The following is a 22,972-nucleotide window of genomic DNA, read 5'->3' on the forward strand; positions in this document are numbered from 1 at the left end:
GTCGTCGAGGGCCGGGGCGGTCAGGCTACGGCGTGGGCGGCGAGCCGGTCGCCGACCTCGGTGGTGCGCAACGATACGCCCGGCGTCCGGCCGGCCAGCTCGGCGGCGACCGCCGCGTTGACCCGGGCCGCGGCGTCGACGTGCCCGAGCTGCTCCAGCAGCAGCGCGACGGAGAGCACCGCGGCGACCGGGTCGGCGACGCCCTGGCCGGCGATGTCCGGCGCGGAGCCGTGCACCGGCTCGAACATCGAGGGGTACGCCCTCTCGGGGTTGATGCAGCCACTGGCGGCCAGCCCGATACCGCCGGTGACGGCGGCGGCGATGTCGGTGAGGATGTCGCCGAAGAGGTTGTCAGTGACCACCACGTCGTAGCGCTGGGGCTGGGTGACCAGGAACATCGCGGCGGCGTCGACGTGCTGGTACTCGGTGGCGACGTCCGGGTGCTCGGCGGCCACCGCGTCGAAGGTGCGCGCCCACAGCGACCCGGCGTGGGTGAGCACGTTGGTCTTGTGCACCAGCGTGACCTTCCGGCGCTCCCGGCGACCGGCCCGGGCGAACGCGTCGCGGATCACCCGCTCGACGCCGTGCCGGGTGTTCAGGCTCTCCTCGGTGGCGACCTCGGCGGGGGTGTCGCGGTGCAGCGAACCGCCCGCGCCCGCGTAGAGGCCCTCGGTGCCCTCGCGGACCACGACCAGGTCGACCTCGCCCGGCTTGACGTTGCCGAGCGGGCCGGCGACGCCGGGCCAGAGCCGCGACGGGCGCAGGTTGACGTACTGGTCGAAGGCGAACCGGAGCTTGAGCAGCAGTCCGCGCTCCAGCACGCCCGGCGGGACGGTCGGGTCACCGACCGCGCCGAGCAGGATCGCGTCGTGCCCGGCGAGCTCGGCCAGGACCGAGTCGGGCAGCACCTCTCCGGTACGGTGCCAGCGGGCGGCGCCGAGGTCGTACTCGGTGGCCTGCACGCCGGGCAGCACCGCGTCGAGAACCTTGCGGGCCTGCGCGACCACCTCAGGCCCGATGCCGTCTCCGGCCACCACCGCGATCCGCGCCACGCCCGCACTCCCTACGCTTCGACTGCCCGTCCGGCAACGGTACGTCCCTGTCTCGCCTCCCGGTACGATGCTTCCAATATTTGGGAATCCCGGATGCACAGCACCCTCTCAGCCAAGACTCATGGGGCGATCATCTCCGCTGCCTAGGGTGAGGGTCGGCGGGTCACGGGGGCCCGCGAACGGGCGTCGCGACGACGCGGCGCCAACTGCGAGGGGGCAGATGCCGATGCGCATCGACGAGCAGCCGCGGACCCGCTGGCCGGACCCGTCAGCGTTCCGCAACCGTCGACCGGACCTCCGGCTCGGCGGCCGGCGGCACCGGATCGACCCGGCCGGCGCCACCCCGGGCCGGATCGCCGTCCGGCACACCGTACGCACCGGCACCGCCGAGTACACCCTGATCCTCAACGCCCCCGGATGGCTCGGCCACCGGGGCGTCGGCGAGGCTCTGCGGGACAGCGTCGCCGAGTTGCGTGCCATCGACCTCACCTACGGCCCGAACCGACCGGAGAGCCTGGTCTCGCGGCTGCGCCGAGGTGAGATCAGCCCCGACTCGTACCCCCCGCTGGCCGACCTGGTGGACCGCTGCGCCGCGATGCGCGCGGCCACCGACGGATGGTTCGACGCCTGGGCGGTCCCCGGTGGCTTCGATCCGGGTGGACTGCTCGGCGGCTGGGCCGTGGAACGCGCCGCCGAGCGGCTCCGCGCCGCCGGCGTCCACGACTACGCCGTGCTCACCGGCGCCGACCTGGTGGTCCGCGGCCACGCGCCGCACGGCGGACCGTGGCGGGTGGCCGTCCACCACCCGACGGCGCCCGAGCGCGCGCCGCTGGTGCTGGAGATGACCGCCGGCGCGGTCGGCACCTCCGGCGTGACCGGGCGGCAGGGGCACGTGGTGGACCCGCACACCGGCGAGCCGGCCAACCACCTCGTCGCCGCCACCGTCGTCGGGCCTGACCTGACGGTCGCCGACGCCTACGCCACCGCGCTGTACGCGGCCGGCAGCACCGGGCTCACGTGGTTCCGGGGAAACTCCGACTACCGCGCGCTCTTCGCCCACCGGCGCTGAGCCCCACGTCGCCACACGAGCGCCGTCTCCCCGCGGCGCTCCGGCCATGACCGGCGCTCGGGCGGGTCGGGGATCGCGGCCACACCTCGGCCGGCCGGTCGGGCCTTGCGATCGGCCCCCACAGCCTCGGCAACGGCCGTGGGGGCCGGTCAGCGACGAGTGCGCGTGGCTCGCACAATCGAGGGGTGCGGACCGGTCGGGGCCGGACGTCGACCGCGCCACCCGAAGACGGGCCGGCGCCGCGAACTCGGCCAGTGACCGCAGTCGTACGCTAGCGAATCGACGCAACTCGACGCAAGAGTCTCCACAGCGGACCGTCCCGGACGGAGTGTGGCGGATCAGCGATTGGCCTGCGGCGAGGCAGTTTCGACATGGTGAACGCCGGATGGCACGCTGTCCGCCGTGAGTTTCGATCTGAGTGTGTGGGCCCTGGAGGACGGGGCGACGCCCGAGGACGTGCGGGCAGCGGTCGAGGGTTGCCGGCAGGGGCGGCACGTGGACCGTTACCCGGACCCGCGCGTGGTCGCCTTCTACCGGGCGATCACCGCCTCCTACCCGGACCGGCACCCCGGCCAGGACAGCCCGTGGGCCGTGGCACCACTGCACGCCGCCCACGACCACGTCGAGCTGAACCTGCATCCGACCTGTGCGGACCAGGTGCTGCTGGACATCGAGCGGCTGGCCGGCGAACACGGGCTGATGCTCTTCGACCCGCAGGACGGCTCGGTCTACCCGCCGCCGGCCCGGATGCCCGGCTGAGCGTACCCGGGCGGCGGGACACCCCCCCCCGGGTACGACAAGGGGCCCAGCGGATCGCCGGGCCCCCCGTGGTGCTGCCGTGTGACTACTCGTCGCGCAGGTCCGCCGCGCTGGCCGCCGTCGCGCCGATCGACTCGGCGGCGGAGGTGAGCAGGTCGGCGCCGAGCGCCTGGTCGACGGTCAGCGTCATCAGCGTCTCACCGCCCGCCTCGCGCCGGGCCACCTGCATGGCGGCGATGTTGATGCCCGACTCGCCGAGCAGGGTGCCGACGGTGCCGACGACGCCCGGCCGGTCGGCGTAGCGGAGGAAGAGCAGGATGCCCTCCGCGCCGATCTCCACGTCGAAGCCGTCCACCTCGGTCAGCTTGAGCACGTCGCGGGCACCCGAGTGGGTGACCGTGCCGGAGACGCTGACCGTCCGGCCGTCCGGCAGCGCGCCGCGCACCGTGACCAGGGTGGGCTGCTCCGCCGTCTCGGCGAGGCTGGCCAGGGCAACCTCGACGCCACGCTCGGCGGCCAGGTGCGGCGCGTTGACGTAGGTGACCTGCTCCTCGACCACCGAGCTGAACAGGCCCTTCGTCGCGGCGAGCTTGAGCACCGACACGTCGTGCGCGACGATCTCACCGCGGACCTCGACCGTGACGCTCGCGGCGACGCCGCCGGCGACGGCGGTGAACGCCCGACCGAGCTTCTCGGCCAGCGGCAGCAGCGGGCGTACGTCCTCGGCGACGACACCGCCGGCCTGCACGTTTACCGCGTCCGGAACGAACTCGCCCTGCAGCGCGAGCTTGACGCTCTTCGCCACGGCGAGACCGGCCTTGTCCTGCGCCTCATTGGTGGAGGCACCCAGGTGCGGGGTGGCCACCACGTTGTCGAAGGCGAACAGCGGCGAGGACGTGCAGGGCTCCTTGCTGTACACGTCCACGCCCGCGCCGGCGACCCGGCCCTCGGCGATGGCGTTGGCGAGCGCCTGCTCGTCGACGAGGCCACCGCGGGCGGCGTTGACGATGCGCACGCCCGGCTTGACGATCGCCAGTTCCTTCTCACCGATCAGGCCCACCGTCTCGGGGGTCTTCGGCAGGTGGATGGAGATGAAGTCGCTCTCCCGCAGCAGCTCCTCCAGCCCGACGAGACGGACGCCGAGCTGCGCGGCCCGCGCCGGCTGGATGTACGGGTCGTACGCGATCAGCCGGGTGCCGAACGCGGCGATGCGGGACGCGAAGAGCACGCCGATGCGGCCGAGCCCGACCACACCGACGGTCTTGCCCTGCACCTCGACGCCCGTGTACTTGGACCGCTTCCACTCCCCCGCCTTGAGCGCGGCGCTGGCGCTCGCGGTGTTGCGGGCCACGGCGAGCAGCAGCGCGACGGCCTGCTCGGCGGCGGAGACGATGTTCGAGGTGGGTGCGTTGACGACCATGACGCCACGGGCGGTGGCGGCCGGCACCTCGACGTTGTCCAGCCCGACGCCCGCGCGGGCGACCACCTTGAGCCGCGGCGCGGCGGCGATCGCCTCGGCGTCGATCTGGGTCGCGCTGCGCACGATGACGGCGTCGGCCTCGGAGAGCGCCGAGAGCAGGGCCGGACGGTCGGTGCCGTCGACGTGACGGACGTCGAAGTCGTGGGCGAGCACCTCGATGGCGGCGGGGGCGAGTTCTTCGGCGATCAGTACGACAGGATTCATCGGTCCTCGTAGAGGTCGTGTTTGCGATCGGCTCGGGCGGTGAGGCGCCGCACTGCGCCCTGCGCTGGTCCGTGCCGTGGCCGTCAGGTGCCGGCTCTGCGCACCTACCCGCGATCGTAGGGGCCTCGTTGGCCGGCATGTTCGGGTCTGCGGGGTGAGGGCTCTCACACGCCCGGTCGAGCGACGGACATCGGCCGTTCACCAGACCGACATGGTTGCCCGCGCACGCCACGACCGGGGGCACCCGCCCGGCGGGAGGAGCCCCCCGTGCCGTTCGTCGTGCGCCGCACGCTGCTCGAACGGCTGACCGGCGTCGATCTCGCGCGGATCGGTCCGACGCCGCCGAGGCGTTGGTCACCCGGTCCCACCAGGTGAGCATCCGGCGGTCGCGTGCTGCGCCGGATCCGGCGCGGCAGCACGACGGCCGACGGCCGGCGACCCGCGCCGGGGAGAGCGCTGGGTCGCCGGCCGTCGGTGGACCGTTGGTTCGGTGGGACGGGTCAGGCGGTCTCGGTGATCGGGCGGTCGACCCAGCTCATCATGCCGCGCAGCTTGCGACCGGTCTCCTCGATCGGGTGCGCCGCACCCTCGGCCTGCCACTTGGTGAAGTTGGGCCGGCCCGCCTCGTCCTCGGCGACCCACTCGCGGGCGAACTCGCCGGACTGGATCTCACCGAGGATCTTGCGCATCTCCTCCTTGACCCGGGCGTCGATGATGCGCGGGCCGCGGGAGAGGTCGCCGTACTCGGCGGTGTCGGAGATGCTGTACCGCATCTTCGCGATGCCGCCCTCGTACATGAGGTCGACGATCAGCTTCAGCTCGTGCAGGCACTCGAAGTAGGCCACCTCGGGGGCGTAGCCCGCCTCGGTGAGCACCTCGAAACCGGTCTGCACCAGGGCGGTTGCGCCGCCGGCGAGCACCGCCTGCTCACCGAAGAGGTCGGTCTCGGTCTCCTCGGTGAAGGTGGTCCGGATCGCGCCGGCCCGGGTGCCGCCGATCCCCTTGGCGTACGCCAGGGCGAGCGCGAACGCGGTGCCGCTGGCGTCCTGCTCGACGGCGACCAGGACCGGCACGCCCTTGCCGTCGGCGTACTGGCGGCGGACCAGGTGGCCGGGGCCCTTCGGCGCGACCATCGCCACGTCCACCTCGGCCGGCGGCTTGATCAGCCCGTAACGGATGTTGAAGCCGTGACCGAAGAAGATCGCCTTGCCGGGGGCCAGGTGCGGCTCGATCGACTCGGCGTAGATCTTGCGCTGGGCGGTGTCCGGCGCAAGCACCATGATCACGTCGGCCTCGGCGGACGCCTGCGCCGGCGTGACCACCCGCAGGCCCTGCTCCTCGGCCTTGGCGCGGCTCTTCGAACCCTCCGGCAGACCGATCACCACGTCGACGCCGGAGTCCCGCAGCGACAGCGCGTGGGCGTGGCCCTGGCTGCCGTAACCAATCACCGCGACCTTCTTGGCCTGGATCAGGCCGAGGTCGGCGTCGTCGTCGTAGTACACCTCAACACTCATGGAACTTCCCTTTCGGTACGACGGCCCGGTCGGCCCGTCGTGGTTGGTGCGGATGGGTCGGTTCAGGCGGCCCGCAGCGCGGGACCAGCGGTGATCGAACGCGAGCCGCGCCCGATCGCCACCAGCCCGGACTGGACCATTTCCTTGATGCCGAAGGGCTCGAGGTCACGCAGCAGCGCGTCGAGTTTGTCCGGGGTGCCGGTGGCCTCGATGGTCAGCGTGTCCGGTGCGACGTCGACCACCCGGGCGCGGAACAGGTTGACCGTCTCCAGCACCTGGGCTCGCGCGGACCGGTCGGCGCGGACCTTCACCAGCAGCAACTCCCGGGCCACCGAGACCTGCGGATCCAACTCGACGATCTTGATTACGTTGACCAGCTTGTTGAGCTGCTTGGTGACCTGCTCCAGGGGGGACGACTCCGCGTTGACCACGATGGTGATCCGGGAGACGTCCGGGTTCTCGGTCTCGCCGACGGCGAGGCTGTCGATGTTGAACCCGCGCCGGGAGAACAGGCCGGAGACCCGGGCGAGAACACCGGGCTTGTTCTCCACCAGCACGGACAGGGTGTGCATGGTCATGCGACGGCCTCGCTTCGCTCGGTCATGGCATGACCATGCGCGTCACTGAGCTTGATGATTCGTTCGCGTTGCTCACTCATGGTCAGATGTCATCCTCGTCGAAGACCGGGCGGACGCCGCGGGCGAACATGATCTCGTCGTTGCTGGTGCCGGCGGCGACCATCGGCCAGACCATGGCGTCCTTGCCGACCACGAAGTCGATCACCACGGGGACGTCGTTGATCTCCATGGCGGCAGCGATGGTCTTGTCCACGTCGTCGGCGGTCTCGCAGCGCAGCCCGACGCAGCCCAACGCCTCGGCGAGCTTGAGGAAGTCGGGGATGCGGTGCTTGTGGGTGCCCAACTCGGTGTTGGAGTACCGCTCGTTGTAGAACAGCGTCTGCCACTGCCGGACCATGCCGAGATTGCCGTTGTTGATCACGGCGATCTTGACCGGGATGCCCTCCAGCGCGCAGGTGGCCAACTCCTGGTTGGTCATCTGGAAGCAGCCGTCACCGTCGACCGCCCACACCACCGTGTCCGGCTTGCCGACCTTGGCACCCATCGCCGCCGGCACCGCGTAGCCCATCGTGCCGAGCCCGCCGGAATTCAACCAGGTGTACGGCTTCTCGTAGGAGATAAACTGCGACGCCCACATCTGGTGCTGACCCACACCGGCCACGAAGATCGCGTCCGGGCCGACGATCTCGCCGAGCCGCTTGATCACGTACTGCGGCGACAGGGTGCCGTCGGACGGCTCGTCGTAACCCAGCGGGTAGCGCTCACGCAGGTCGTTCAGCTGGGTCCACCAGCCCCCCAGGTCGGTGCTGCGCCCCGCCGACCGCTCGACCGTCACCGCGGCGATCAGCTCGTCGATGACGTGCTTGGCGTCGCCCACGATCGGCACGTCCGCGTGCCGGTTCTTGCCGATCTCCGCCGGGTCGATGTCGGCGTGCACCACCGTCGCGTCCGGGGCGAACGAGTCCAGCTTGCCGGTGACCCGGTCGTCGAACCGCGCGCCCAGGGCGACGATCAGATCCGCCTTCTGCAGGCCGTACACCGCGGAGACGGTGCCGTGCATGCCCGGCATCCCCAGGTGCTGCTGGTGCGAGTCGGGGAACGCGCCGAGCGCCATCAGCGTGGTGACCACCGGAATGCCGGTCAGCTCGGCCAGCCGGCGCAGCCCGTCGGTGGCGCCGGCCTTGAGCACCCCGCCACCGACGTAGAGCACCGGCCGACGGGCGGCGGCCATCAGCCGGGCCGCCTCCCGGATCTGCTTGCCGTGCGGGTGCAGGGTGGGTCGGTAGCCGGGCAGATCCAGGGTGGGCGGCCAGGAGAAGGTCGTCGGCGCCTGGAGCACGTCCTTGGGGATGTCGACCAGCACCGGACCGGGCCGCCCGGTGCTGGCCAGGTGGAACGCCTCGGCCAGCACCTGCGGGATCTCCTCGGCGGTCTGCACCAGAAAGTTGTGCTTCGTGATCGGCAGGGTGATGCCCTGGATGTCCGCCTCCTGGAAGGCGTCGGTGCCGATCGACGGGCGCGCCACCTGGCCGGTGATCGCCACCATCGGCACCGAATCCATGTACGCGTCGGCGATCGGCGTGACCAGGTTGGTCGCACCCGGCCCGGAGGTGGCCATGCAGACGCCCACCTTGCCGGTGGCCTGCGCGTACCCGGTCGCCGCGTGCCCGGCACCCTGCTCGTGGCGGACCAGGATGTGCCGGACGGTGGAGTCGTAGAGCGGGTCGTACGCCGGCAGGATCGCGCCACCCGGGATGCCGAAGACGACGTCGACGCCGAGCGCCTCGAGGGACCGCACGAGCGAGCCGGCGCCGGAGACCTGAGCCGGAGCGGTGGGGCGTACCGCCGGAGTGGCCGGAATGGCCGCGGCGCGCGTGGTGGCGGGGTCGACGTCGCTGGCCGGCTCGGCGGCCGCGCGGGCCCGCCGGGCGGTGTGGGCGAGGGTCTCGGGCGTGGGTCTCGTCATGGCGGTTCTGGCCTTCGGCTGGAGCGGCTGGGGCTGGTTCAGCGATGCGACTCGGGCGGGCGCCCGTCGCGACAGGTTCCGACGGCAATAAAAACGGCCCTCGTGCAGATGCACGGGGCCAGCGCACTCTCGATGACGGAGAGTGCGCTCAGGTAAGTACTCGCAGCGACCGGTACGACGACATGCGGCTAAGCCTGACGCATCTCACGCGATGAGTCAACTGATCTCACATGTTGGTCAACGGAGTTCGGCGAGTCGGCGTTCGACGCGCCATCACCAGCCGGTATGACCTGCGCGGACCCGCCCCCGGAGCGGCGTGGTGTGGGCAGCGGAGCGGGACGCGCACCGGGCGAGGTCGCCGCCTCCAGCATCGCCTCCAGGTGCTCGGCCGGCACACCCCAGCCGAAGAGCGCGCCCTGACCGAACCGGCACCCGGCGGCCACCACCGCGGCCAGCTCGGTCGGGGTGGTCACGCCCTCGGCGATCACCTCCAGCCCCAACTGGTGGCCCAGCCGCATCACGATGTCGACCATCGGCGCGAACGCCGGGCCGTCCTGGCCGACCGGGCGGACCGGCTCGTGCTCGGCGACCAGACTGTGATCGATCTTGAGGATGTCGATGGGCAGGCGACGCAGCTGCCCCAACGACGAATAGCCGGCGCCGAAGTCGTCCAACGCGATCCGCACACCGGTCAGCCGCAGCGCGGTCAGCCGGCGGATCAGCTCGTCCAGGTCGGTCGCGACCGCGTGCTCGGTGACCTCCAGCACCAGCCGCTGCGGCGGTACGTGGTGGGCGCGCAGCGCCTCGGCGACCTGCACCACGTACTCCGGGGCGTGCAGCTCGCGCGGGGACACGTTCACCGACACCCAGACGTCGTGCCCGTCGGCCAACCAGCGGGAGAGCTGGTAGCAGGCCTGATGCAGCACCCAGGCGCCGAGCGTGGAGATCATCCCGCACTCCTCGGCGAGCGGGATGAACTCGTCCGGGCGGATGTTGCCCAGCTCGGGATGATGCCAACGGAGCAGCGCCTCGGCGCCCACCGGACGCACCGACGGCAGCGAGGCCACCGGCTGGAAGGCCAGCCGCAGCTCGTCGCGGTCGATCGCGCCGCGCATCTCGTGCTCCAACGTCGTACGCCGGCGCAGCAACTGGTCGTAGGTGGCGTCGTAGCGCTCGATCCGGTTCTTGCCGCGCTGCTTGGCGTAGCGCAGCGCCAGGTCGGCGTGGCGCAGCAGCAGCTCCACGTCGGGCTCGCCGGCCCAACCGGCCACCCCGATGCTGACCGACAGGAAGACCGGCCCCTCCGGCTGGTCGTACGGCCGGTTGACCACCCCGAGCAGCCGCTCGGCGACCCGGTCCGCGTCGGCCGGCCGACCCGCCATGAGGACGGCGAACTCGTCGCCGCCGAGCCGGGCCGCCACGTCACCGGGACGCAGGTTGCCGCGCAGCCGGCGGCCGACCTCGGCCAGCACGGCGTCGCCCACGTCGTGGCCGCGCATGTCGTTGACGTGCTTGAAGCCGTCCAGATCCAGACCGAGCAGGACGCACGGGGTGCCCGCCGCCGCGCTGTCGTGCAGGGCGCGCAGCAGTCCCCGCCGGTTGGCCAACGAGGTCAACGGGTCGGTGTGCGCCAGCTCGCGGAAGTGCGCCTCCCGCTCGGCCAGCCGGCCGGCGTAGTCCCGGACGTCCTTGAGGGTCAGGTACTGCCGGGCCACCAGGGCGAAGCCCTCCACGCTGCCGGCCACGATGCCCGCCGCCGTGAACCGGCCGTCCTGCAGGAGGTGGTACATCGCCGAGGCGGCCATCGCCAGCATCGGGGCGAGCGCGTACTCCCCGTCGCGACCGATCAGGTCCAGTTCGACCTGCCCCGGCCGGTCGGCCCGGTACACCGCGAGCGCGACGGTCAGCAGGCCGGCGGCGAGCACCGCCGCCCCGGTCAGCGCCAGCACCGGGCCGGCCTGGCAGAGCCCCGCGCTCAGACCCAGACCGCCGCAGCTCACCCCGCTGATACCGGCGCCGAGCACGGCCAGCCGCCGGCGCGGGGCGGCGGCGCGGAAGATGACGATCACGGCGAGCCCGGCGCCGAGCGCGGCGCTCACCGTGGCGACCAGGATCGCCGGGCAGGCCATCGGGGTGGCGTCGCCGAGCAGTCGGGTGGGCTCGGAGAAGAGCACCCAGCCGACGAACCACAGCGCGGCCGCCATGGTCAGGCCGTCCAGGGCGAGGCGGGCGGTGCCCGCGCCGGTGGCGGCCACCCCCGGCAGCCGGAGCAGACCGGCCGCGAAGGCCAACCCGCTCACCGCGGTGCCGATCGCCGCGACGGTGGCCCATCCGGTGCGCTGCCCCTGCTCGTGGACCCAGTGTTCGTTCGCGGCGAGCGCCGCCACCACCCCGGTCATGAGGCTGAGCAGGGACATCCCGGCGGCCACCGCGAGCAGCACGTGCGCCGGCCGGCGCGGCCCGCTACGACGGCGGGCGACCACGGCCAGCAGGGCGGCGGCCGCTGCGGCGACGAGCCCGCTCAGCGCCGCGACCGCGACCATGCCCGGGGGGAGATGCACGTCCTCCAGAGTGCCGGATGACCGCTCGCCGTGGGGGACCAGGTGTGCATCTGTTGGGACACGGCACACACGCCCGTCGGTGGGTGCGGCGGCGGTGTCATGCTGATACGTATGCCTGAGCTGCGGTCGAAGACCTCCACGCACGGTCGGACGATGGCCGGCGCCCGGGCCCTCTGGCGGGCCACCGGGATGACCGACGACGACTTCGGTAAGCCGATCGTCGCCATCGCCAACAGTTTCACCCAGTTCGTGCCCGGTCACGTACACCTCAAGGACATGGGCGGCCTGGTCGCCGACGCGGTCGCCGAGGCCGGCGGCGTGGGTCGGGAGTTCAACACCATCGCGGTCGACGACGGCATCGCGATGGGCCACGGCGGGATGCTCTACTCGCTGCCCAGCCGCGAGCTGATCGCCGACGCCGTGGAATACATGGTCAACGCGCACTGCGCGGACGCCCTTGTCTGCATCTCCAACTGCGACAAGATCACCCCGGGGATGCTGCTGGCCGCACTGCGGCTCAACATCCCGACCGTCTTCGTCTCCGGCGGCCCGATGGAGGCCGGCAAGACGATGGCGATCGAGGGCGTCGTGCACAGCAAGATCGACCTGATCGACGCCATGATCGCCTCCTCGAACGAGTCGGTCACCGACGAGCAGCTCGGCGAGATCGAACGCTCCGCCTGCCCGACCTGCGGCTCCTGCTCCGGCATGTTCACCGCCAACTCGATGAACTGCCTCACCGAGGCGATCGGCCTGGCGCTGCCCGGCAACGGCTCGACGCTGGCCACCCACGCCGCGCGCCGGTCGCTCTTCGTCGAGGCCGGCCGCACCGTCGTCGACATCGCCAAGCGGTGGTACGACGGTGACGACGACTCGGTGCTGCCCCGCACGGTGGCCTCCAAGGCCGCGTTCGAGAACGCCGTCGCCCTCGACGTGGCGATGGGCGGCTCCACCAACACGGTGCTGCACCTGCTCGCCGCGGCCCGCGAGGCGGAACTGGACTTCGGCGTCGCCGACATCGACGCGATCTCCCGGCGGGTGCCCTGCCTCGCCAAGGTCGCGCCGAACTCGCCGAACTACCACATGGAGGACGTGCACCGGGCCGGCGGCATCCCCGCGATCCTCGGCGAACTGGACCGGGCCGGGCAGCTCAACCGGGACGTGCACGCCGTGCACTCGCCCTCGCTGGCGCAGTGGCTGACCGACTGGGACGTGCGCGGCGGTTCACCCACCCCGACCGCCGTCGAGCTGTTCCACGCCGCACCCGGCGGGGTCCGCACCACCGAACCGTTCTCCACCACCAACCGCTGGTCGTCGCTGGACACCGACGCGGCCGGCGGCTGCATCCGCGACCGCGACCACGCGTACTCCGCCGACGGCGGCCTGGCCATCCTGCACGGCAACCTCGCCCCGGACGGCTGCGTCGTGAAGACCGCCGGCGTTCCGGAGGAGTGCCTGACCTTCCGCGGACCCGCGAAGGTCTACGAGTCGCAGGACGACGCGGTGACCGCGATCCTCGCCAAGGAGATCGTCGCGGGCGACGTCGTGGTGATCCGGTACGAAGGCCCCAAGGGCGGCCCCGGCATGCAGGAGATGCTCTACCCCACCTCGTTCCTCAAGGGACGCGGACTGGGCCGGTCCTGCGCGCTGCTCACCGACGGCCGCTTCTCCGGCGGCACCTCCGGGCTCTCCATCGGCCACGCCTCCCCCGAGGCCGCCTCCGGAGGACTGATCGCCCTGGTCCGCGAGGGCGACGAGATCGTCATCGACATCCCCGGCCGGTCGATCTCCCTCAACGTCCCGCAGGACGAGCTGGAGGCGCGCCGGGTCGCCGAGGAGAAGCGCGACAAGCCGTACACCCCGACCGACCGGCAGCGCCCGGTCTCGGCGGCCCTGCGCGCGTACGCCTCGATGGCCACCTCCGCCAGCGACGGGGCCTACCGCCGCGTCCCGGAGTAGGGGCGCGCGGCCGCCGCACACGAGATCAGCGATATCGGGGTATCCCATCGACCGGACCTGGTCGGACCCCAGATGCGCCGACGAGCGTGATGCCTGTGAGTCATCATGATGACTCACAGGCATCACGCGAATTCAACTAGGCGTCGCGGCACCCTGGGCGAGGGTGCCGCGGCACCAGCCGCCGGGTAGTCGGGATCAGCAGGGACGGCCGCCTAGCTCCGCTGGATGTCGTTGACGCAGCGCAGCACCGGCCGGGAGGTGAGGACGGCAGGGTCCAGCAACCCGTCGGCCCGCACGGTGAACGTCGCGGACTCGCCCGGCAGCAGAGTGACCAGTGCGATGTCCACGGTGGCCGAGACGTCCAGCCGATCAGGGAAGAGAACAAGGTCGCGCAGCACCGTCCGGGCGGTGACCCGGACCCGCTGACCGTCGTCGGCCGGCTCGACCGTCGCGTCCCACGCCGCCGCCGGCCAGTCCACGTCCCGGTCCTCGGCGAAGAACCAGAGCGCCCGCTCGGCGCTCTCCCCCGCCTCCGCGACCAGCAGCTCACGTCGGGCCTCGTCCGGCCGGGCCAGCTCCGCCGGCAGCGCCAGCGTCACCGCCGAGTACGCGGGGACGTCGAGCTCCATCGTCGTCTTGGCCCGCGGTTCGCCGGTGAGGCTCACCCGGGTCACCGAGGCCGACGCCCGCCACGGCGTGCCACCGTCGTTGACCGCGACCAGGGCCAGGCCGCCGTCGCGGGGCTGCACGGTGAGGAGCCGATCGGCGTACGCGTGGCGCAGCGCGTACCACAGGGGTTTGCGGCGTCCGTCGCCGTCGACGGCCGACCAGGAGGTGACCGGCCAGCAGTCGTTGAGCTGCCAGACGATGGTGCCCGCGCAGACGCCGCGGTGGGAGCGGAAGTGTTCCACGCCGAGTTGGATGGCCCGGGCCTGGTTGAGCTGCGTGAGGTAGTGCCAGTCGTCGAAGTCGGCCAGCGCGGGCAGGTGCGCGTCCAGCCCGCGCTGGAGCTTCGCGTCGCCGTTGGCGGCCTTCTGGTGGTGCGCCATCCCGGGCGAGTCATGCGCCAGCGGCTCGTCGGAGATCGACCGGCGCAGCGTCGCATACGCCGGGGGCGCCTGGTAGCCGAACTCGGCGACGAAGCGCGGCACGTACTCCCGGTATCTGGTGTAGTCGTCGGTGTTCCACACGTCCCAGATGTGGGTGGTGCCGTGCGCCGGATCGTTGGGGTGGATCGTCTCGGTGCCCGACCAGGGGCTGCCCGGCCAGTACGGGCGGGTCGGGTCCAGCTCGCCGACGATGCGGGGCAGCACGTCGAGGTAGTAGCCGCGTCCCCAGGTACGCCCGGCGAGCGGCTCCTGCCAGTCCCAGTCGTGCCAGCCCCAGATGTTCTCGTTGTTGCCGGTCCAGAGCACCAGCGACGGGTGCGGTGCCAGCCGGGTCACCTGCTCGGCGGCCTCGGCGGCGACCTCGCTGCCGAACGGCTCCTCCTCCGGGTACGCGGCGCAGGCGAAGAGGAAGTCCTGCTGGACGAGCAGCCCGCGTTCGTCGGCGAGGTCGTAGAAGTCCTCCGACTCGTACCGGCCTCCGCCCCAGACGCGCAACAGGTTGACGTTGGCCTCGGCGGCCTGGTCGAAGCGTCCGGCCAGCCGGTCGCGGGTGATCCGGGTGGGGAACACGTCGTCCGGGATCCAGTTGACCCCGCGTACGAAGACCGGGACGTCGTTGACCGACAGCGCGAACGGGGTGCCGTGCTCGTCGGGCGTGGTGTCCAGTCGTACCGAGCGGAAGCCGACCTGCCGGGACCAGGTGTCCAGGGTGTCGCCGTCCGGCGCGTGCAGGGTCACCTCCAGTGGGTGGCGCGCCTGTTCGCCGTACCCCCGGGGCCACCACAGCGCGGGCTCGCGGACGGCGACGGTCAGCACGGCCGTGCGCTGCCCGGCCGGGACGACGACCTCGGCGCTGCCACCGGCGACGGCGGCCCGGACGGTCAGCGGGATGTCCGCGACCCGCTCGACCTCGACGTGCAGCTCGACCCGCCCGTCGCGGCCGTCCACGGTGACCAGTGGCCGGACGGTGGCCAGCCGGGCGGTCGACCAGGCGTGCAGGCCGATCTCCTGCCAGATGCCGGCGGTGACCAGCGTCGGGCCCCAGTCCCAGCCGAAGTTGCAGGCCATCTTGCGGATGAAGTGGAACGGCTCCGGGTAGGCGTTGGGCCGGTCACCGAGCCGCTCCTGCTGCGCCTCTGCGTAGCGGTAGGCGGAGTCGAACGTGACGATCAGGTCGTTGTCGCCGTCGCGCAGCAGCGGCCGGACGTCGAAGCGGTAACTGCGGTGCATGTTCTCGGTGCGGCCGACCTCGACACCGTTGACGCTGATGGTCGCGACGGTGTCCAGGCCGGCGCAGACCAGGTCGATCCGGTCCTCGTCACCGGTGGCGTACGCGAAGCGCGTCCGGTAGCTCCAGTCGGTGCGCCCGATCCAGGCCAGGGCCAGCTCGTTGTCGTCGAGGTACGGGTCGGGAATCAGCCCGGCGTCGAGCAGGTCGGTGTGCACGCAACCGGGCACGGTCGCCGGCACGTCCCGCCCGGCGATCTCGTCCGGCACCTGCGCTCCGGGTGCCGCCCGCAGGATCCACCCGTGCTGGAGCGCCTGTCCACTCACGACCTACCGCCCTCTCGCAGGCTTGACTGAACCGGATAAGTTCGCCCACCGTATGGTTCGATACCTGAACTGTCAACGGCCGATCGACGCCCCCAGCAGCAGAGGAGCACGCCGGTGAAGCGGCCGACCATCGCCGACGTCGCCCGACGCGCCGGAGTGTCCAAGGGTGCCGTGTCGTACGCGCTGAACGGGCAGCCCGGGGTCTCCGAGGCCACCCGGCAGCGCATCCTGGCCATCGCCACCGAGATCGGCTTCAGCCCGAGCAGCGCCGCGCGTGCCCTCTCCGGCGCCACCGCCGAGGCCGTCGGCCTGGCCCTGTGCCGGCCCGCCCGCATACTCGGCATCGAGCCGTTCTTCATGGAGCTGATCAGCGGCGTCGAGGCCGAACTCTCCGCCCGCTCGTACGCGCTGACCCTCCAGGTCGTGGCCGACCCCGACGCCGAGATCGCGGTCTACCGGCGGTGGTGGGGCGAGCGCCGGGTCGACGGGGTGCTCGTCTGCGACCTGCGCACCGACGACCGGCGCATCCCCGCACTCGAACAGCTCCCGCTGCCGGCCGTGGTGATCGGTGGACCCGGCGGCACCGGCGAGCTGGCCAGCGTCTGGTCCGACGACGCGGCCGCACTCACCGAGGCCGTGGAGTACCTGGTCGCGCTCGGGCACCGACGGATCGCCCGGGTCGGCGGCCTGCCCGACCTGCGGCACACCGAGTCCCGCACCGAGGCTTTCGCGGCTTTGTGCCGGCAACTCGGCCTGGTCGACGCGGTGACCGTCTCGTCCGACTACACCGGCGAGGAGGGCGGTCGCGCCACCCGCCGGCTGCTCAGTTCCGCCCAGCGCCCCACCGCCGTCATCTACGACAACGACGTCATGGCCATCGCGGGGCTCTCCGTGGCACAGGAGATGGGGCTCACCGTGCCGGGTGACCTGTCCATCGTGGCCTGGGACGACTCGCCGCTCTGCCGACTCGTGCACCCGCCGCTGACCGCGCTGGGCCGGGACATCCCGGCGTACGGCGCACACGCCGCCCGCCAGCTCCTCGCCGTCATCGCCGGGCAGCCCGCCAGCCGGGTGCAGGACGAGACGCCGCATCTGACCCCGCGCGGCAGTACAGCTCCGCCCCGGGAGAGGTGAACCGGTTCACCCCGGGCCGTCAGCGGGACGCCGACGGGAACTCCTCGAAGTACGCCTCGACGCGCTCGGCCGTCGCCGGGCGGGCCAGCGCGAAGCCCTGCCCGTACCGGCAGCCGGCCCGCTGCGCCCCCTCGACCTGGCTGGCCAGCTCCAACTCCTCGGCGACGATCTCCACCCCCAGCCGCTCGCCGACGTTGACCACCACGTCGATCAGCGGCGGCTGCCCGTCCGGCCGCGCGCCCACCAGCTCCGGGCCTACCTTCAGCAGGTCGATCGGCAGCCGGCGCAGCTGGGCCAGCGAGGCGTGCTCGGCCCGGAAGTCGTCCAGGGCGGTGCGGACGCCCAGCGACCGCAGCCCGGCCAACCGGGCCACCACGGTCGACAGGTCGGCGGCGATCCTCGGCTCGGACACCTCGACCACCAGCCGCTCCGGCGACACCCCGTACGCGGCCAGCACGGCCGCGGCGCGTTGCACGAAGTCGGGCGTGGTGAGCTCCCGGGTGGTGACGTTGACCGCCATCCACAACTCCCGGACACCCGCCGACCAGTTGGCCAACTGTCGACAGGCGCGGTCCAGCACCCACCACTCCAGCTCACCGATCAGATCCAGGTCCTCCGCGACCGGCAGCAGCTCGGCGGGAAGCACCGTGCCGAGCACCGGACTGCGCCACCGCAGCAGCGCCTCGGCGCCCACCGGCTGCCGGTCGGCCAGGTCGAGTACCGGCTGGTAGACCAGGTCCAGCTCGCCGCGCGCCACCGCACCGGGCAGCTCGCGTTCCAGGTCGAGCCGGCGGACCAGCTGCTCCTCCAGGAACGCGTCGTACCACTCGACCCGGTCCCGGCCCAGCTGCACGGCCCGCCGGCGCGCCAGCTCGGCCTGGCGCAGAACGTCCGCCGGCCCGGCCCCGCTCACCTCGGCCAACCCGATGCTCGCCTGCACCCGCACGGCCGAGCCGCCCAGCAGGTAGGGCGGGATGAGCGCGGCGAGCAGTCGGATGCCCAGCGCGTACGCCAGCACCGGTCCTGCGGCGGTGACCACCGCGAACCCGGCACCCGTGCACCCGGTGACCAGGTCGCCGGGGGCCACGGTCGCGCGGGCCCGGGCGACCGCTTCGGCCAGCAGGTCCTCCCGGGCCGACGGCCCGAGCACGTCGCCGCCGTGCAGGTCGACCAACAGCAGCGCGCCGGCCGGCGCCGGTACGTCGCCGATCGCGGCGAGGGCGTCCAGCAGGGCCGCCCGGTCCCCCGGTCCACCGCCACCCGCCGGAGCGGCTCGCCGGTCGAGCGTCGACCAGGTGGCGCCGCCCTCCGACGGCCAGGTCGTGTCGAGGCCGTTCGAGGCACCGTCGCGCCCGGTCGCGGTGGCGTCGCCCGGGAGCCGATCGGCACCGGGCGGAGGCGGCTGGCCCGAGGCACCCAGCCAGCGGGACTGCGCCGCCCGCCGGTGCCGGACGGCGCGACCGGCACGACGCCGGTGCGCGGCGGTTCGTTCGGGGGTGGCCGCGTCGCCGCCGCGCAGCAGCTCGCGCAGCACCAGCGGCGGCACGGCGGCCAGGGCCAGCAGCACGCTCGTCCGGTCCGGTGCCCGGCCGGCGCCCACGTGCAGGCCCGCGGCCAGCAGCACCACCGCGGCCGGGAGCACCGCCCGGGGCCACGCCGGGTCCGCCGTCGGCGGGGCGCCGGCGGCACCCACCGAGGCGGCCGCGCCGAGCGCGGTGAGCAGCATCCCGAGCACCAGCGGCGGTACGACCAGCAGTGCGGCCCGGCCGGTCACCCCCGGTGGCAGCGCCGCCAACAGGGCCAGACCGAACAGGGTGAGCAGCAGCCCACCCCGGCAGACCGCCGGACCCGATCGCCGGTCCGGGCCGGTGAACGCGCTGATCGCGGCCATCCCCAACCCGCCGAGCACCAGCGCGGTGACCAGCCGGGCCGGCACCGGCAGGTCGTCGTCGGGCAGCAGCAGCCAGCCGGCGAGGGTCAGCCCGACGGCCGGGCCGGCCGCCTCGATCAGCGAGCGCAGCCGGAGCCCGGCCGGGGGTCGCTGCCGTCCGGGGAGCCGACGCAGCCCGGCCACCGACAGCAGCGCCACCACCAGCAACCCGAGCAGTGCCGCAGTGCGGTGCCCGTCGGTGACCAGCGGCAGGACGGCGGCGGCGAGCCCGGCCACCACCACCGCCGCGTCGAGCCGCACGCCGGCCGCCCGCCCGGACGGTGGGGCGGGCATGGGGTCGGTGGGGTGCCGGATGGCCAGCCGGGAGAGTCGGACACCGGCGAGCGTGGCGCCCGCGCCGCCGGCCAGGGCGATGACCACCGAGGTCGGGACCAGATCGGCGGCACCGGCGAGGACGAGCAGCGACACCGCCGTGGAGACGGCGGCCTCCGGCACGGCGCGGCGGGGGACGTGGAGGCGGAACGGGTACGCGAGGAGCACGGCGGTCGCCTTCGTGAGGGGGCACGGGGGCGGTGCGGCGGTGCGGGGCATCGGACGTTGCGGGTCCTTTGCCCACCAGTTGGAAACGACCGGCGGTCGAATCGGTTACGCGCTGGTCATCCGGCGGGAACAATGACCTGTGTCACTGTACGGCGAACCGGGCCGCCCCGGCACCGCCCGCCGGGACCCGGATCCGCCGGGGGTGGGATCATCGCAGGGTGAGTAAGCCCGACACGGTCCGCTTCCGGTACAACCAAGCCATCCTGGTCGCCGCGGTGATCGCCTTCATCGGCGCGCTGCCGCTGGCCAACGCGCGGGGCTACCTGCTGCCGGTGCTGCTCGTCCCGCTCGGGGTCGCGGTGTGGGCCTGGCGGGCCGGCACCGACGCCGACGCCCGAGGGCTGCGCCTGCGCGCCCTGACCGGGCAGCGTCGCATCGACTGGGACCAGGTCGTCGAGCTGACCACCGACCCGCGCGGGCGGGCCGTCGCCCGGCTCGACGACGGGCGGCAGGTCACCCTGCCGGCGGTACGCGGCGTGGACCTGCCCCGGCTGGTGTCGGCCACCGGCCAGACGCTGCCGGGCGAGACAGCCGAGACGCCCGGTCAGTAACCGTCGACCACCGCGTTGATCAGCGGCTGGCCGGCGGCGAACCGGCGCACCTGATCGCCGACCAGCCGGTACGCGCGGGGTAGCAGCCCCCGCACCGAACCGGCCACGTGCGGGGTGAGCAGCACGTTCGGCATCGTCCACAGCGGCGAGTCCGCCGGTAGCGGCTCCGGATCGGTGACGTCCAGCGCGGCCGAGATCCGGCCCGTGCCCAGCTCGGCGACGAGCGCCTCGGTGCGGGCCACCGGCCCCCGGGCCGCATTGACCAGCAGCGCCCCGTCCGACATCGCGGCCAGGAACTCCTTGTCGATGAGACCGCGGGTCTGGTCGGTTAGCGGCACGATCACCACCACCACGTCCGCCTCGGGCAGCAGCCGCGGCAGCTCCTCGACACCGTGCACCCCCTGCTCGGGCCGGGCGGTGCGGGCGACCAGGGTGAAGGTCACCTCGAACGGCGCGAGCCGGTCCCGTACCGCCGTGCCGATCGAACCGGCCCCGACGATGAGGACCCGCTTGCCGGTCAGCTCGTCGGTCGGGGTGATCCCGTCGTACGCCCACCGGCGATCGGCCTGCGCCCGCACGAAGGCCGGGAACGCCCGCAGCTGGGCCAGGATCGCGGTGACGACCCACTCGGCCGTGGACGGGTCGTGCACGCCCCGGGCGTCGCAGAGCGTCACGCCCTGCGGTGTGCGTCCCGCCCACGCGTCGGCACCGGCCGAGAGCAGCTGCACCACCGACAGGTCGGGCAGCTCGCGCGCCAACGCCGTCGAGTCCGAGCCGCCCAGGAACGGCGGCACCCAGAACCGCACGTCGGCCACCGCCGAGGGCAGCCGGTCGGCGTGCTCCACGACCTCCACCGTCACGTCCGGTGGCAGCTCACCGATGAGGTCCAGGCCGGCCTGGTGCGGGATCCATACCTTCACGTCCGCCGACGATAGCCCCCGACGTGGCGACCCGCGCGGGCACCGCGGCGAACGGGCGGAGCGAGGGATGGCGCGCGACGCCGGGGCGGGCGAGACTCGGCACACCGATGTTCGGTCCTGGCCCGCACGAGGTATAACGAAGGGTCGGAGGGCCGGTCGGCCTCCACCCCGGCAGACAGGTTCTCGATGACCGACGGCTCCCCCGCCAGCCCTCGCCGTACGCCCGGCCCACCCGCGGCGCTCGGCGATCCGGCGCGGCTGCGTGCGCTCGCCGACACCGGGTTGGACGCCGCCCCGGACGAGGCGTTGGACCGCTTCGCCCGGCTGGTCAGCGACCTGCTGGACGTCCCGGTCGCGCTGGTGTCGTTGGTCTCCGCCGACCGGCAGTTCTTTCCCGGCGCGGTCGGCCTGCCGGAGCCGTGGTCGCAGCGGCGGCAGACCCCGTTGAGCCACTCGTTCTGCCAACACGTGGTGGACATCGAGGTGCCGCTGGTGCTGCCCGACGCCCGGCTCTACCCACGGGTACGGGACAACCTGGCCATCGAGGACCTCGGTGTGGTCGCGTACGCCGGCATGCCGCTGACCGACCTCTCCGGCCGGGTGCTCGGCTCGCTCTGCGCCATCGACCACAAGCCCCGCGCGTGGTCGGCCGCGCAGCTGCGGACACTCGCGGATCTGGCGGCCGCCTGCTCGTCGGAGCTGCGGCTGCGGATCGCCCTCGACGGCGCGCAGGAGGCCCGCCGACGGGTCGTGCAGGCGCACGAGCGGCTGGAACTGCTGGCCGGTGTGAGTGAGACGTTGGCGGACACGCTGGACGTGGGCGTGGCGCTGCGCCGGCTCGCCGCCACCATGGTGCCGCCGCTGGCCGACTGGTGCCTGCTCACCCTGGTCGGCCCGACCGGGCAACCCCGCGAGGTCGTCGCGGTGCACCGCGACCCGGCCCGGACGGCCGACGTCGACAGGTTCGCCGAGCTGCTGCGCACCGGCCTGAGCCCCGAGTCGATCATCCGGACGGTGCTGCGCACCGGTCAGCCCCGACTCGGCAGCGCGGCGTCCCTGGCCGACGTGTCGCGGGGCACCACGAATCCGGAGATGCGCGCCATCGCCGGGCAGCTGGGCATCGCCTCCTACCTGAGCGTGCCGGTCCGCGCGGCCGGCGGCACCGTGCTGGGAGCGATCACCCTGGTCAACTCCGTCGAACGGCAGCAGTTCGACGACCGCGACCTGCTCACCGCGATGGACATCGGCCGTCGCGCCGGCCTGGCCATCGGCAACAGCTCGATGTACGGCGAGCAGCGGCACGTCGCCGAGGTCCTGCAACACAGCATGCTGCCGAGGCTGCCGGTCGTGGCGGAGCTGGAGCTGGCGGCCCGCTACCAGCCGGCGGCCGATCGGGTGGAGGTCGGTGGCGACTGGTACGACGCCTTCGTCCAGCCCGACGGGGACCTGATCGCGGCGATCGGTGACGTGGCCGGGCACGACATCGAGGCCGCGGCGACCATGGGTCAGCTGCGTAACCTGGTACGCGGCAACGCGTACGGCCGTCCGGACGCGGTCGGGGAGCTGATGACCCATCTGGACGGCGCGATCCGTGGCCTGCGGCTGCCGATCGCGGCCACCGCGACGCTCGTGCGGATCTGCCCCCAACGCGCCGGCGTCCACGAGCTGACCTGGTCCAACGCCGGGCACCCGCCGGCCCTGCTGGTCCGCGCCGACGGCACGGTCGAGGCCCTCGCGGCGACACCGGAACCACTGCTCGGGCTCGCCCGGCCCTCGCAACGGTCCAGCCACTCGGCCAGCCTGGCCACCGGCGACACGCTGCTGCTCTACACCGACGGGCTGATCGAGCGTCGGGACCGGTCCATCGACGAGGGGTTGGCGGAGCTGGTCAACCGGGTGCGGGGCACCGCCGACGTGCCCCTCGACAAGCTGTGTGACCTGCTGCTCGACTCGATCCAGCCCCGCGAGGACGACACCGCGCTGCTCGCTGTGCGGGCCCGCTGAGCGTTCCCGCCCGGGATCCGTGGACACCTGTCGGGCCCGGTGCGGCCGTCAGGCGGGATACCCTGGG

15 protein-coding genes are annotated in these 22,972 nt (G+C 73.0%); 6 read left to right on the forward strand and 9 right to left on the reverse strand.

The features are described from left to right. Window positions 1-20 precede the first annotated feature (20 nt). Complete coding sequence (locus O7620_RS17320) at window positions 21-1,052, reverse strand: 3-isopropylmalate dehydrogenase (RefSeq protein ID WP_278123798.1); 1,032 nt, start codon at window positions 1,050-1,052, stop codon at window positions 21-23. A gap of 220 nt (window positions 1,053-1,272) precedes the next feature. Between O7620_RS17320 and O7620_RS17325 the strand changes: the two genes are divergently transcribed. Then, window positions 1,273-2,121, forward strand: a complete 849-nt coding sequence (locus tag O7620_RS17325) for an FAD:protein FMN transferase (protein WP_278123799.1) — start codon at window positions 1,273-1,275, stop codon at window positions 2,119-2,121. A gap of 402 nt (window positions 2,122-2,523) precedes the next feature. Then, window positions 2,524-2,880 (forward strand): hypothetical protein, encoded by a 357-nt coding sequence (locus tag O7620_RS17330; RefSeq protein ID WP_278123800.1) that lies wholly within the window; start codon window positions 2,524-2,526, stop codon window positions 2,878-2,880. Between the two features lie 85 nt (window positions 2,881-2,965). Here O7620_RS17330 and serA read toward each other — a convergent pair whose 3' ends face one another. The 5 genes from serA to O7620_RS17355 all read right to left on the reverse strand — a co-directional run bounded on the left by serA (window position 2,966) and on the right by O7620_RS17355 (window position 11,183). Further along, window positions 2,966-4,564: a phosphoglycerate dehydrogenase gene (gene serA / locus O7620_RS17335; protein ID WP_278123801.1), complete on the reverse strand. Its 1,599-nt coding sequence runs from the start codon at window positions 4,562-4,564 to the stop codon at window positions 2,966-2,968. A gap of 500 nt (window positions 4,565-5,064) precedes the next feature. Further along, a complete protein-coding gene (ilvC, locus tag O7620_RS17340) occupies window positions 5,065-6,078 on the reverse strand; it encodes a ketol-acid reductoisomerase (protein WP_278123802.1) in 1,014 nt (337 codons plus the stop codon). A gap of 62 nt (window positions 6,079-6,140) precedes the next feature. Continuing rightward, on the reverse strand, window positions 6,141-6,656 hold the full coding sequence (gene ilvN, locus O7620_RS17345; protein WP_278123804.1) for an acetolactate synthase small subunit: 516 nt from the start codon (window positions 6,654-6,656) through the stop codon (window positions 6,141-6,143). Between the two features lie 82 nt (window positions 6,657-6,738). Continuing rightward, window positions 6,739-8,622 (reverse strand): acetolactate synthase large subunit, encoded by a 1,884-nt coding sequence (locus O7620_RS17350; RefSeq protein WP_278123805.1) that lies wholly within the window; start codon window positions 8,620-8,622, stop codon window positions 6,739-6,741. A gap of 188 nt (window positions 8,623-8,810) precedes the next feature. Further along, window positions 8,811-11,183: a bifunctional diguanylate cyclase/phosphodiesterase gene (locus tag O7620_RS17355; RefSeq protein WP_278123807.1), complete on the reverse strand. Its 2,373-nt coding sequence runs from the start codon at window positions 11,181-11,183 to the stop codon at window positions 8,811-8,813. Between the two features lie 111 nt (window positions 11,184-11,294). Here O7620_RS17355 and ilvD point away from each other — a divergent pair, with 111 nt between their 5' ends. Then, entirely contained in the window at window positions 11,295-13,142 is a 1,848-nt protein-coding gene (gene ilvD, locus O7620_RS17360; RefSeq protein WP_278123808.1) for a dihydroxy-acid dehydratase, read from the forward strand. 212 nt (window positions 13,143-13,354) lie between these two features. Here ilvD and O7620_RS17365 read toward each other — a convergent pair whose 3' ends face one another. Further along, window positions 13,355-15,805, reverse strand: a complete 2,451-nt coding sequence (locus O7620_RS17365; RefSeq protein ID WP_278123810.1) for a glycoside hydrolase family 2 protein — start codon at window positions 15,803-15,805, stop codon at window positions 13,355-13,357. Window positions 15,806-15,919: 114 nt separating this feature from the next. On the opposite strand from O7620_RS17365, the gene O7620_RS17370 reads away from it, so the two are divergent. Continuing rightward, window positions 15,920-16,939 (forward strand): LacI family DNA-binding transcriptional regulator, encoded by a 1,020-nt coding sequence (locus O7620_RS17370; RefSeq protein WP_278123811.1) that lies wholly within the window; start codon window positions 15,920-15,922, stop codon window positions 16,937-16,939. A 19-nt stretch (window positions 16,940-16,958) separates the two neighbouring features. Here O7620_RS17370 and O7620_RS17375 read toward each other — a convergent pair whose 3' ends face one another. Beyond that, on the reverse strand, window positions 16,959-19,370 hold the full coding sequence (locus O7620_RS17375) for a GGDEF domain-containing phosphodiesterase (protein WP_278123812.1): 2,412 nt from the start codon (window positions 19,368-19,370) through the stop codon (window positions 16,959-16,961). Between the two features lie 218 nt (window positions 19,371-19,588). Between O7620_RS17375 and O7620_RS17380 the strand changes: the two genes are divergently transcribed. Beyond that, window positions 19,589-19,981, forward strand: coding sequence for a PH domain-containing protein (locus O7620_RS17380; protein ID WP_151491456.1), 393 nt, complete (start codon window positions 19,589-19,591; stop codon window positions 19,979-19,981). Here O7620_RS17380 and O7620_RS17385 read toward each other — a convergent pair. Continuing rightward, on the reverse strand, window positions 19,975-20,901 hold the full coding sequence (locus tag O7620_RS17385; RefSeq protein ID WP_278123814.1) for a 2-hydroxyacid dehydrogenase: 927 nt from the start codon (window positions 20,899-20,901) through the stop codon (window positions 19,975-19,977). The genes O7620_RS17380 and O7620_RS17385 overlap by 7 nt on opposite strands. A gap of 186 nt (window positions 20,902-21,087) precedes the next feature. On the opposite strand from O7620_RS17385, the gene O7620_RS17390 reads away from it, so the two are divergent. Continuing rightward, entirely contained in the window at window positions 21,088-22,905 is a 1,818-nt protein-coding gene (locus O7620_RS17390; protein WP_278123816.1) for a SpoIIE family protein phosphatase, read from the forward strand. Window positions 22,906-22,972 lie beyond the last annotated feature (67 nt).

This window comes from Micromonospora sp. WMMD710 (assembly GCF_029626045.1).
In the GTDB taxonomy this organism is placed as follows: Bacteria; Actinomycetota; Actinomycetes; order Mycobacteriales; family Micromonosporaceae; genus Micromonospora.